Source organism: Xylella fastidiosa, assembly GCF_011801475.1.
GTDB lineage: Bacteria > Pseudomonadota > Gammaproteobacteria > Xanthomonadales > Xanthomonadaceae > Xylella > Xylella fastidiosa.
Genome location: NZ_CP044352.1, coordinates 1,194,868 through 1,207,129, shown reverse-complemented (window position 1 = coordinate 1,207,129; position 12,262 = coordinate 1,194,868). Strand labels below are relative to the sequence as shown.

Genomic DNA, 12,262 nt, shown 5'->3' with positions numbered 1-12,262 from the left:
AGCGAGAACACCCATTGTGCCACCGTGCAGCCATCCTTTAGATAACTTGCAACAAGCAAAAGCACTAAAACAGACGCGGACCTAAGATCAACACCCAGCAAAGCACCACATTACCCAAGGTAATGAATACCGCAGCCGAGCCCATATCCTTAGCACGCCCAGCAAGTTCATGGTATTCAGGCCCATAACGCTCGATCACTGCTTCAATCGCCGAATTCAGCAACTCCACCACCAACACCATGAATAAGCCGCCAACCAACAGTACCTTCTCCACCGGGGTTTGCCCCAGCCACAGGCCCAATGGCCCAAGCAGCAGAAGCAATACCACCTCCAGACGGAAAGAAGATTCGTGCAACCAAGCGGCACGCAATCCCTTTAATGACCAGATTGCAGCTTTGAAAATGCGCCGCGGTCCACGCGGAATGTGCCCAAATTGGTCAGCCATTATTTGACAGAAGTTAAAAAAACTGGAACGCGAAAGATCGTCCCAATCACGCCGTTGAAGGGTGACGATTCTGCCACAACAACGCCGCCATCTTCATCGGAAGCCATCCGTATTCCGATGGAATCTATTCGTAATCCCTGTCAAAAAAGAAGCATTGCACAATGCATTGTCCAACACCTTACACAGATGCACCGACTATTCAGCGCAAGCATCGCCAACGTCTAGTAGGGATACTTAATTTCTTTTGGCACCAATACAGCACCTGATTAGAGAGTTTCATATGACGATTAACTATCAATCCATTGATTGTTCGATATCAACCATCCGGTAGCCTGCGCTCTGTACCGTGTGTAACAGCGGTCGGCCAAATGGCTTATCAACCACCTTACGCAGGTTATATAGATGGCTGCGCAATGTATCCGAATCCGGCAAACAGTTTCCCCAGATTTCGCGTTCAATCTCCTGGCGACTGACGACACGTGGTGACTCCCGCATCAAGATCGTCAGAAGACGTAGCCCAATCGGGGAAAGTTGCAGCTCAGTACCGGCACGGGTAGCACGCAGGCTCACCGGATCCAGGACAAGATCAGCAAGCTTCAACACTTCCGCACCAACTTGGCGACGCTCCCGACGGATGAGAGCACGCAAGCGAGCTTCTAACTCCTGAATTGCAAATGGCTTCGTCAGATAATCATCAGCACCGAATCCCAATCCGGTGAGCTTGTCGTCCAGTGTGTCACGCGCTGTCAACATCAGCACAGGTGTCGATTTACGTGCGTCCTTACGTAGCTGGCGACAAACCTCTATGCCATCCAGGCGTGGCAACATCAAATCGAGTACCACCACGTCATAGCTGTTCTCAACGGCCAAACGATAGCCATCCAACCCATCGACTGCGTAATCCACCTCAAAGCCACGGCCTTCCAAGTATTCGCCGATCATCTCTGAGATGTTGCGGTTATCTTCCACTATCAGGACAAGCCCTGAGGTTTCCTTGGTCTGACGCATGACAGCTCCCAATTCTTCAGGTTTGTGAAATCGTGCTGGATGACCGTGTAGAAGCAGCGTGAAGATCCTGCCATTTATTGAGGACATTCAGTGAGCGTTTTTCAAAATCCTGACACAGGTACGCTAAACGCATTCTCAAACACCGGAAACAACTCAGTATTCATCACGTGTCCAACCAACCTGCACGCATCAGGACGGCAACACCACACTTAACTATTTCCATTTCATAGTAAGGAAAGCGATACACCTATCACCAAGCTCATAGGAAGTCAGGCAGGTGCAAGTACAGCAACCAAAAACTAAGCCGCTATCGGTACAGAGATAGACGATGCCAACCATCCAGCCCCCTCGGACCAGGCAATTGTATTGCTAGAATCCGGCACCTGATTGAGCAGGCCGCGTTGCATCTTGAGAGTGATCGTAAACACGGAATGAAAGCTCTGTCTTCATTGTGGCGAGCATCCTCCAAGACACAGTGCTCACTGTTCTGGCCGAGTCAACACGCAACCAATGCGGCGCATATCGATCTCATCGGCAGCTCGCATCAGTGCAACACGATCGCTCCCAGGGTCAAAGCTAATCCGAAAATGCAGTTCACCTGCTGGCGTACGCGATGAATGGATCGAGGACAAATTAATCCCATGCTGCTCGAACACGTGCAGCAGCCTTTGCAATGAACCAGGGCGATCCTCTGGAAGGTACACGCTGAAAGCCAACGGTTCGGTCAAATCAGCCAACAAATAACCGATGCGCTCGTAATTATAGTTACCTGCAACTAACGACGCTTCTGGAAAAACTTGGTGGTTGGCTTCCAAAAAGCCGGCACGAAATCGAGTACGTGCTGCATCATCACCACAACTCACCAATGCACGCAGCTCCAGCAAGTGACTAAGCAGATGGTCTAGCATCTCAAGCACATACGAATTTCCAAACTGGATATCCTCATAAATCGACGGATTCAACGATAGAATCCGCGCAATCATCGCCATATCCAACTCGAATGACATCGAACGAAATGACATGATCGACTGAAATTCGCCCAATAGCGGCAGGTAATCACGTAACACACTCGCCTGTGCCAAGTGACAGGCATGTACCATTGCCTGTACCAACGCCATCAGCCGGTCATGGTGCTCGGGCGTCGCAGCCACACATTCGGCCTCCAACGCCTCACACAACTGCATCAACCACGGACGCCAATGATGTAGCCGCGCCTCGCAGACCACCAACACCCGGCCCTTTAGCGTGGGTGCCTTTGGTGGTGCAGTCATAGGATGCAAGCCAACTACCTCCGCTTGCGAAGCCAACATTGCTTCCACGGGGGCCTGCTTGATTGAGGTCACATCAATCCAAAGCTGCCCAGCGTCAGTGCCATCAGCCATCGCCACATATTCACCAATCAAGGCAGCGGCTTTCCTGATCGGCACAGAGAACACCAGCACATCAGCACAACGTAGTAGCTCGGCAGGGGATAGCGAGGCTGGATCCGCCGGATCATAGCCAATCACCTTCAAGTCCATACGCTCACGCAGAAAGCGTCCCAACCAGTGTCCATAGGCACCAGCACTGCCGACAATACCAACAACGGGAGACGCACTCACACCAACATCCGTTTACCTCACCAGGCGAAAGCAATGATGGCCCAAACGCAACGCGGGCATTCATTCACTTAAGACGTCATCCGGTCCCAGAAGCTTTTTACACCATCAAGAAAAGTAGCCGATTTAGGGGAATGCTTACGCGCATCCTCACCAGCGAAAGTCATTTCAAATTGCTCTAACAGCTTACGCTGCTCAGCAGTCAAGTTCACAGGAGTCTCAACCACAATACGACAGTACAAATCGCCTTCAGTACGACTACGCACCGAGCGTACCCCCTTGCCACGCAAGCGGAACAGTTTACCAGACTGGGTCTCCGCAGGAATACGAATTTCTGCCTCCCCATCAAGCGTAGCTACACGCACAATGTCGCCAAGCGCAGCCTGTGAAATACGCACCGGCACTTCACAGTGCAAATCATCACCATCACGCTGGAAGATCGGATGCTCACGCACACGCACTTCCACATATAGATCCCCTGGGGGCACCCCATCCGGACCCTGCTCGCCCTCACCGCTGAGGCGAATACGATCACCATTGTCTACACCAGCAGGGATCTTCACTGACAGCGTCTTATGATCCTCAACACGCCCAGCACCATTGCAGACCTTACACGGATTTCGAATAATCACGCCTCGTCCGCCGCAATGCGGGCAAGTCTGCTGCATGGCAAAGATGCCGCGTTGAATCCTAACTTGACCGCTACCGCGGCACGTACCGCACGTCTCAACGTGACCGTCTTCTGATCCACTCCCATGGCAGTGAGTACATTCAACCAAAGTGGGTATCTGGATCTGTCGCTCAACACCAGCAACAGCTTCTTCCAAATCCAGCTCAACCATGTAACCGACATCGGCACCACGCCGCGAAGCGCGCGCGCCACCAAAAATGTTACCGAAGATATCACCGAAGATATCGTTCATGTCGGGGGTATTTCCGCTCCCCACGCCATGTTCGAAAGCGGCATGACCATGCGTATCGTATAACTTTCGTTTTTTCGTGTCGGCAAGAACCTCATAAGCTTCCTTGCATTCCTTAAAGGCCGCCTCCGCAGCTGCATCACCAGGATTACGATCTGGGTGGTATTTCATCGCACAGCGACGATACGCTTTTTTCAGATCATCTTCGCTGGCAGTGCGAGGCACACCCAACACTTGGTAGTAATCACGTTTACTCATGGATAGCAGACATCGATAGTTGTTAAAGAAACGGCACTCAATCGAAACATGCAGAGAGCGACAATGTCACGGTAAAACCGCGAAGGGCAAAGCGTTTGCTCCGCCCATTCGCAAATCCATACCACTTCGGCATAAAAAGCCTATTTTTTGTCGGCCTTGACTTCTGTGAATTCAGCATCAACCACATCGTCAACCTTGGCTGAAGCGCCTGCACCAGCCCCCGTGCTTCCTGACTGCTGCTCTGCTGTTGCTGCCATATGCAACGACTGTGCAACTTCCTCAAGAGTTTTGGATTTCGCCTCAATCTGGTTTTTATCATCACCTTTGACGGCAGCCTCAAGCTCTGCAAGGGAGGCTTCGACACGCCCAATCAGCTCACCCCCAACCTTACTACCATGCTCCTTAATGGCCGAACGAGTTGAATGGATCAAACCGTCAGCATGGTTCCTTGCCTGCACCAACTCTTGGAACTTTTTGTCTTCCTCACGATGTGCCTCAGCATCGGCAACCATCTGTTGAATCTCACTATCCGAAAGTCCAGAACCAGCTTTAACCTCGACCTTCTGCTCCTTATTGGTTTTCTTGTCCTTGGCAGAGACATGCAAAATACCGTTGGCATCAATATCAAAAGACACCTCAATCTGCGGCTGGCCACGCGGCGCAGGTTCGATACCCGCCAAATCAAATTTAGCAAGCGATTTATTGAAACGCGCCTGCTCACGTTCACCTTGCAACACATGGACAGTCACTGCGGACTGACCATCCTCGGCAGTAGAAAACACCTGGGACGCTTTGGTCGGAATGGTCGTGTTCTTCTCGATAATCTTGGTAAACACACCACCCATCGTTTCAATACCAAGGGATAACGGGGTCACATCTAGCAGTAACACATCCTTCACGTCACCAGCCAGCACCCCACCCTGAATTGCAGCACCCAATGCAACTGCTTCGTCCGGATTAACGTCCTTACGCGGCTCTTTACCAAAGAAGTCGGCAACCGCTTGCTGGACCTTCGGCATACGGGTCTGGCCGCCAACCAAAATCACTTCTTGAACATCACTGGTACGCAACCCAGCGTCGTTCAACGCAATGCGGCATGGCTCAATTGACTTACGGACCAAGTCGTCTACCAAGGCTTCAAGCTTGGCACGAGTCAGTTTGATATTCAGGTGCTTCGGACCCGATGCATCCGCCGTAATGTATGGCAGGTTAACTTCGGTTTGCTGGGATGAAGACAATTCGATTTTAGCGCGCTCAGCAGCATCCTTTAAACGTTGCAACGCAAGCGGATCCTTGCGCAAATCAATCCCCTGATCCTTATTGAATTCATCAACCAGATAATCAATAACACGCTTGTCGAAATCCTCACCTCCCAAGAAGGTATCACCATTGGTCGCCAATACCTCGAACTGCTTCTCACCATCCACTTCAGCAATTTCAATGATTGAGACGTCAAAGGTACCGCCGCCAAGATCATATACAGCGATCTTGCGATCTCCGCCCTTCTTGTCCAAACCGTAAGCCAATGCCGCAGCGGTCGGCTCGTTGATAATACGTTTGACATCCAGGCCAGCGATCCGACCAGCATCTTTCGTTGCCTGACGCTGACTGTCATTAAAATATGCCGGCACGGTAATCACCGCTTCGGTGACTTTCTCGCCCAGGAAATCCTCGGCGGTCTTCTTCATTTTCTCCAGCACCTTGGCAGAGATTTCCTGCGGCGCCAGCTTCTTACCATCAGCAGTGGCCACCCAGGCATCCCCATTGTCATGCTGAGTAATCTTATACGGCACCAAATCAAGGTCCTTTTGGACCTCTGCATCACCGAACTTACGTCCAATCAAACGCTTAACCGCATAAAAGGTGTTTTTCGGATTTGTGACCGCTTGGCGCTTGGCTGCAGCACCAACAAGCACTTCACCATCCTTGGTGTAAGCAACAATGGAAGGAGTGGTCCGATCACCCTCCGAGTTTTCGATGACACGCCCTTTACCGCCTTCAATAATCGCTAAGCACGAATTTGTGGTGCCGAGGTCGATACCAATGATTTTGCCCATGAGAGTAGCTCCTGAAAGTTTTGAATCAAATTCCCAGCGGTGCCGGGATCTGTTTCGAATGTGGGGATGACCGACGCCTGCTCAAGCGGCTGTCAAGACGTTGTACTGCATGAACAATAAGACTCAAAACAACTCAATCCTGCTTGGCAACCACCACCAGAGCAGGGCGCAGCAAACGTTCGTTGAGCAGATATCCCTTCTGAAACACCTGAATCACATGCCCTGGTTCGACGTCAGTAACCTCCGTCTGGCTGATCGCTTGATGGTGCTCGGGGTTAAATAGCTGACCCACTGGATCTAGAAGCATCAAACCGTTGTCAATAGCAACCTTCAACAATTGCTTGTAAGTCAGCTCCAGACCATCGCGCAACGGGCTTGGCTCACTACCGGAAGCAGTCAATCCCGCATCCAGACTGTCAAACACCGGCAGTAACTCGCCAAGCAGCTTTTCATTAGCGAATTTTCGCGCTTGTTCAACATCTCGAATGAGGCGCTTGCGCTGATTCTCCAGCTCAGCACGCTCACGCAATACATCCGCCTTAATCGACGCAATCTCACCACGCAACGTCTCAACCTCAACCTTGAGCGGATCTGTTTCCGGTGAATTCTGCGTCAGTTCTTCAGAATCACATTCGGGGTGGTCTTGGTTCATATAAAAATCCTGAGTCGGCGGAACGCCCGCCTCAACCCCAACCCGTATGTGGGCAAGCCGCCAGCTTTCAAGCCATCCATGCATAATTCATCAAACGATGGCGACAATGCAGCTCAACCGACCTAAGGCATCGTTGGCGGCTCCAGTGCCGTACCCAGCACCTGGGCTACAACCTGCACCAGAGGGATGACCCGGTCATATGCCATCCGCTTGGGCCCAATCACTCCCAACACTCCCAAAACCTGACCGTGCGCTGCATATGGCGCAGTGACCAACGAAATATCCTCCATCGAAACCATTCCGGTCTCCTCACCAATGAAGATACGCACCCCAGGTGCATCAATCGTACGCTCCAGTAATTGCAGGATCTCCCTCTTGCTCGCAAATATCTCAAACAACTCACGCAAGCGATCCATGTCAGAAAGATCCTGAAGCGCCATCAATCGGGTCTGGCCAGTGACCACAATATCCTCACTATCGTTTGGCACAAGCATCTGCGAAGCAAGATCCAGGCTATGTGCCAACAACTGTTCCATCTCGTCCTTGGCCTTGCGTAGCTCGCACAGCACAGTGGTGCGGATATCGGCCAATGTGCGTCCGATGAAGTGTGCATTCAGATAATTGCTGACCCGTTCCAGCTCTCCAGGCTCGTACACACGACGCGGCTCAATGACCCGGTTCTGCACCTCATTGTCAGCAAAAATTAGGATCGCCATGATCTGGCGCGCATCCAGTGGCACAAAATCAATATGGCGGAATACGAACTGTTCACGCCGTGGGGCGCTGACCACACCTACAAAATGAGTCATCGCCGATAAAATTTCCGATGCACTGCCCAACAGCGTCTGCGTGCCCCCACCAGTCATCTCAACACGTAGCCGACGAATATCATCTTCACTGGGAGGCTGCATCTGTACCAAACTGTCCACAAACATCCGGTACCCGTGTGCAGTCGGCACCCGCCCCGCCGATGTATGCGGCGAATTGAGTAGACCAAGTTCCTCCAAGTCAGCCAGGATGTTACGGATCGTCGCCGGACTGATGTCGAGTCCAGCCTGCTGGGCCAGCGTCTTGGAACCAATCGGCTCACCGTTCTGGATGTAGCATGAAATCAACGTCCGTAACAATTGTCGGGATCGGGAATCAAGCGTAGGAGAAAAGGAAGCGCACATGGAGTATTGGTAAGACGAAGGGAAACAAATAGTTTTTCGGCGGAACGTTGGCAAGATTACCCACTCCCTACCCTCTCAACTCGCCCTAAGTTTTTTGATTGACACTGTTCTAACGCCATGCTCAGACATCTCACGATTAAGGATTTCGCTGTTGTCCGTAACATCGAATTAGAATTCGGCCCTGGTATGACTGTGGTCTCCGGCGAGACAGGTGCCGGCAAGTCACTGATCATTGACGCTCTGGGTTTCCTCTCCGGACTACGCGCCGACAGCAGTGTCGTTCGCCACGGAGCTGAACGGGCCGAATTATCGGCTGAATTCGACATCACGATACACCACCATGCCCGCGTCTGGCTGCGCAACGTAGAGCTTGACGACGGCGACCAATGCCAGCTACGTCGGATCATCCGTGCCGACGGTGGCTCGCGTGCATGGATCAACGCACGCCCAGTCACACTATCGCAACTAAGTGATCTCGCCACCCATCTCGTCGAGATCCACGGCCAACATGAACACCAAACACTGCTCTCACGTCAAAGCCAGCTCGTACTACTGGACACCTACGCACAAAACGAAACCGAACGCGACGCAGTACAACAAGCCGCAACACATTGGCAAGCACTCCTGGACGAACGCGATGCGCTACAGGCACAAGGCGATATGTCCGAGCGAATCAATTTCATAGAACACCAACTGACAGAATTGCAACGCGAAAATCTGGATCCGGCCACTATCACCGCATTAGACGCCAGTCATCGACGCCAAGCCCATACCGCTGCGCTCATCGAAGCATGTAAGAACACTACCCAGACATTACATGGCGACGACACCACCTCAGCGTTGCATCTGCTCCATGCAGCGCGTCACACACTCAGCCGGGTCAACGAACACGATGCACGACTAGGCGAAGTTGAAACTTTACTAGACAACGCAATGATCCAAGTGGACGAAGCACTGACATTATTAGATCGGATTCATAACGATCTGAACATTGACCCTGAACAATTGGAAGCCATCGAACTCAGAATCGGACGCCTACACAGCCTGGCACGCAAACATCGCTGCACACCGCTTGACTTAGCTGCACAGCGCGACCGTATGGCCGCCGAAGTCGAATCAATGCGCAACATGGATATACACCTGCAACAGCTGGATCATCGGATCAGCAACGCCATGACAAAGTGGCGGCAAGCAGCGGAAAAACTTAGCATCAGCCGCACGCGCGCTGCCGCGGCACTTTCAACAACCACGACAAACCTGATCAACGAATTGGGCATGGGCGGGGGACAGCTTCTGATCCAACTGCAACCACACGAAAACAATCGACCACATCCTAACGGTGCCGAACGCACCGAATTTCTCATCGCCACCAATCCAGGCCAACCGCCACGACCGCTACGCAAGATTGCCTCTGGAGGTGAGTTGTCGCGCGTATCGCTGGCCATCATGGTCGCCGCACTAGGCCTGGATACAGTGCCAACAATGGTCTTTGACGAAGTCGACACAGGCATCGGGGGCGCAATCGCCGACATCGTCGGCCAAAAACTACGCGCCTTAGGCGAGCAACACCAAGTATTATGCGTCACTCACTTACCACAGGTCGCCGCAAAGGGACATACTCACTACCGCGTCAGCAAGATCCCTATAGACGGCATCACGCAAAGCGCCATCTGCCTACTCGACTCACAAGCACGTCAAGAAGAAATAGCCCGCATGTTGGGCGGCGTACACATTAGTAAAGAAGCCCATGCAGCAGCAGGCAAACTTTTACAGGAGTTACAGGAGATGTAACTAACGTCGCAACAAACGAAAGGTTGCTTTACAGGTCAGGAAGGCATCCATGAAGCACTGTACATTCAAGAAAATAACTCCGCTCCCCCTACCCTCACACCACTCTGTTCTCCCGTTACACGCACGGAAACGCACTCACCATCAACGACCGCGTTTTTTACGTACGTACAAGACCAACGAGTGTTCTTCCAACTCATAACCGCGTTCAGCAGCAATGCTGCGCTGCAACAACTCAATCTCCTCGTTGTGAAACTCAATGATCTTACCGGTATCGACATCCACCATATGATCGTGATGTCCGCCACGGTCGATCTCGTAGACCGCCTGCCCGCTCTCGAAATTATGCTTAAGCACTAATCCTGCCGCCTCAAACTGAGTCAGCACCCGATACACTGTTGCCAAGCCAATTTCGTTACCCTGCTCAAGCAACTGCCGGTAAATGTCTTCAGCACTAAGGTGATGTTCACTACTGGACTGTTCGAGCAGTTCGAGGATACGGATCCGCGGATGTGTCACCTTCAAACCAACTTTACGTAAATCATTTAATTCCATTGACTTCTCAATTGATGGACCATTTAGCATCCGCGACCTCGTGAATCGGTTACGGCAACCGCATAGGAGTGTATCATCGTGCAAATATTTACCTGTTGACTGCTAAAATTCCAATGCGCAATCTCCTCCTAGCCGCTGCCCTTCCTCTCCTCTTTACCGCCGGTTGCAGCATCATCTACAAACAGCCAATTTATCAAGGCAACTTGATCAAAAAGGAAGCTGTTGACCAATTAAAAATTGGCATGAATAAACAAGAGGTCGCCATGCTGCTTGGTACGCCGTCGATCTCCGACATATTTCACACAGACCGTTGGGACTATACATCCACACAACGTATCAACCGCGTAGCGCACACTGAAATCAAGAATCTCACCGTTTACTTTCAGAACGACCTAGTCACCCGATGGGAAGGAGACTACTTCCCGAACCAAGATGAGAAACTGGCGGAATCGGCACGCAAGCAATTCGGTCCAAACCTCTCCAGAAAAGAACACGGTAATCGCTGAACAGATTCTATCGAAACGATAGACGTATTTACGCCGACACAGCACGTCGGCGCCGCGCCTCCTTAGGATCAATCAACAAAGGACGCAACAATTCAACCCTATCGCCATCGTTCAACACATGGTCTGATGTAACCAAAACTCCGAACACTGCATAACCTACTGCCTGTTCGATCCCATTTAACGCAGCCATCTCCACCGCATCGACCACCCTTGCTCCTTCTTGCAACATGATCTCGCAGCAATGAACGCGATCTGGCCAAGCAATTAGCACTTCAACTCTCACCACTGCCACCACAATCAGCAATGCGAATGAAGTCCTTGACCATGCGATCAGCTAAGCCATTGAATCCAAGTGTCAACGCCGGATTCAACATACGAGACACTGGCTCGAACTCCAGCCTCAAACTGACCTTGCAAGACTCCTCCGCCAACATCTGGAACTCCCAGCGTCCTTCCAAACGCTTGAATGGCCCATCACGTAACTTCATATCTATCTGAGATGGCCGCTTCAGGGTATTGTCAGTGATAAACCAAGTCCGGAACGCTCCTACAACCACATCCAACCGCGCCATCAAACGATGTTCATCATGCTCAAATAACTGCGCCGAATGACACCAACTAAAACGGCTAGGATAAGCAGTAATATCGTTGACAAGATCAAACATACAACTTGCGCTGTGGCAGACCAAAGCGCTGCGGCAAATAATAGGCATAACATTAGGCGTGACAAACGGACAGATTCGTTCACAAGAACTCTATTCTGGGACAATAGCCGCATGAACAACAAACATCCCAAGAATAAAGCAAAGAGCACAACAACTCCAAAAACCATCGCTCTGAACAAACGTGCACGTCATGAATACCATCTGATTGAACGCCATGAAGCCGGTCTGGAACTGCAAGGCTGGGAAGTCAAAGCAATCCGTGCTGGCCGTGCCAACCTTGGCGACGGCTATGCCTACGTGCGCGACGGCGAAATCTTTCTCATCGGTGCCCAAATCACTCCGCTCATCCAAGCATCCACCCACGTTGTCGCCAACGACCGCCGTACCCGCAAACTACTGCTGCACCGCCACCAAATCGACACACTGATCGGACGAGTACAACGTGAAGGCTTCACCCTGGTCCCAACTGCGATGTACTGGAGCAAAAATCGAGTCAAAATGGAGATTGCTCTAGCCAAAGGTAAACAGGCCCATGACAAGCGCCATGCAGAGAAAGAACGCGAATGGCAACGCGACAAACAGAGGATCATGCGGGCCCATAATCGCAACGCATGACACCGAACAAGTATCAAAACAAT

General features: G+C 51.6%; 13 protein-coding genes. 3 read left to right on the top strand and 10 right to left on the bottom strand.

Annotated features, from left to right (window positions below; all coding sequences use genetic code 11):
- Positions 1-64: 64 nt before the first annotated feature.
- From F7G16_RS05260 to hrcA, 7 genes are all read right to left on the bottom strand, one after another.
- Positions 65-445 (bottom strand): diacylglycerol kinase, encoded by a 381-nt coding sequence (locus F7G16_RS05260; RefSeq protein ID WP_004091057.1) that lies wholly within the window; start codon positions 443-445, stop codon positions 65-67.
- Between the two features lie 294 nt (positions 446-739).
- Positions 740-1,453: a response regulator transcription factor gene (locus F7G16_RS05255; protein ID WP_004085858.1), complete on the bottom strand. Its 714-nt coding sequence runs from the start codon at positions 1,451-1,453 to the stop codon at positions 740-742.
- Between the two features lie 479 nt (positions 1,454-1,932).
- Positions 1,933-3,054 carry a prephenate dehydrogenase gene (locus F7G16_RS05250; RefSeq protein WP_011098075.1) on the bottom strand — a complete coding sequence of 374 codons (1,122 nt, stop codon included), beginning with the start codon at positions 3,052-3,054 and terminating at the stop codon, positions 1,933-1,935.
- A 68-nt stretch (positions 3,055-3,122) separates the two neighbouring features.
- Positions 3,123-4,229: a molecular chaperone DnaJ gene (gene dnaJ / locus F7G16_RS05245; RefSeq protein WP_004091053.1), complete on the bottom strand. Its 1,107-nt coding sequence runs from the start codon at positions 4,227-4,229 to the stop codon at positions 3,123-3,125.
- Between the two features lie 140 nt (positions 4,230-4,369).
- Positions 4,370-6,286 (bottom strand): molecular chaperone DnaK, encoded by a 1,917-nt coding sequence (gene dnaK, locus F7G16_RS05240; RefSeq protein ID WP_004091050.1) that lies wholly within the window; start codon positions 6,284-6,286, stop codon positions 4,370-4,372.
- Between the two features lie 133 nt (positions 6,287-6,419).
- Positions 6,420-6,938 carry a nucleotide exchange factor GrpE gene (grpE, locus tag F7G16_RS05235; RefSeq protein ID WP_004085850.1) on the bottom strand — a complete coding sequence of 173 codons (519 nt, stop codon included), beginning with the start codon at positions 6,936-6,938 and terminating at the stop codon, positions 6,420-6,422.
- A gap of 122 nt (positions 6,939-7,060) precedes the next feature.
- Positions 7,061-8,110 carry a heat-inducible transcriptional repressor HrcA gene (hrcA, locus tag F7G16_RS05230; RefSeq protein ID WP_004091048.1) on the bottom strand — a complete coding sequence of 350 codons (1,050 nt, stop codon included), beginning with the start codon at positions 8,108-8,110 and terminating at the stop codon, positions 7,061-7,063.
- Between the two features lie 117 nt (positions 8,111-8,227).
- On the opposite strand from hrcA, the gene recN reads away from it, so the two are divergent.
- The gene (gene recN, locus F7G16_RS05225; protein WP_004091046.1) at positions 8,228-9,901 is read left to right on the top strand and encodes a DNA repair protein RecN; all 1,674 of its coding nucleotides are present in this window, start codon (positions 8,228-8,230) and stop codon (positions 9,899-9,901) included.
- Positions 9,902-10,042: 141 nt separating this feature from the next.
- On the opposite strand, the gene fur is transcribed toward recN, so the two are convergent.
- Positions 10,043-10,453: a ferric iron uptake transcriptional regulator gene (gene fur / locus F7G16_RS05220; protein WP_011098077.1), complete on the bottom strand. Its 411-nt coding sequence runs from the start codon at positions 10,451-10,453 to the stop codon at positions 10,043-10,045.
- A 113-nt stretch (positions 10,454-10,566) separates the two neighbouring features.
- Between fur and F7G16_RS05215 the strand changes: the two genes are divergently transcribed.
- Entirely contained in the window at positions 10,567-10,959 is a 393-nt protein-coding gene (locus F7G16_RS05215; protein WP_004085841.1) for an outer membrane protein assembly factor BamE, read from the top strand.
- A gap of 28 nt (positions 10,960-10,987) precedes the next feature.
- Here the strand turns inward: F7G16_RS05215 and F7G16_RS05210 are convergent, their stop codons facing one another.
- Both F7G16_RS05210 and F7G16_RS05205 read right to left on the bottom strand, forming a co-directional pair.
- Positions 10,988-11,230, bottom strand: coding sequence for an RnfH family protein (locus tag F7G16_RS05210; protein WP_011098079.1), 243 nt, complete (start codon positions 11,228-11,230; stop codon positions 10,988-10,990).
- A 1-nt stretch (position 11,231) separates the two neighbouring features.
- Positions 11,232-11,672: a type II toxin-antitoxin system RatA family toxin gene (locus F7G16_RS05205; RefSeq protein ID WP_004085838.1), complete on the bottom strand. Its 441-nt coding sequence runs from the start codon at positions 11,670-11,672 to the stop codon at positions 11,232-11,234.
- Between the two features lie 63 nt (positions 11,673-11,735).
- Between F7G16_RS05205 and smpB the strand changes: the two genes are divergently transcribed.
- The gene (smpB, locus tag F7G16_RS05200) at positions 11,736-12,239 is read left to right on the top strand and encodes an SsrA-binding protein SmpB (protein WP_004091039.1); all 504 of its coding nucleotides are present in this window, start codon (positions 11,736-11,738) and stop codon (positions 12,237-12,239) included.
- The last annotated feature ends 23 nt before the right edge of the window (positions 12,240-12,262 follow it).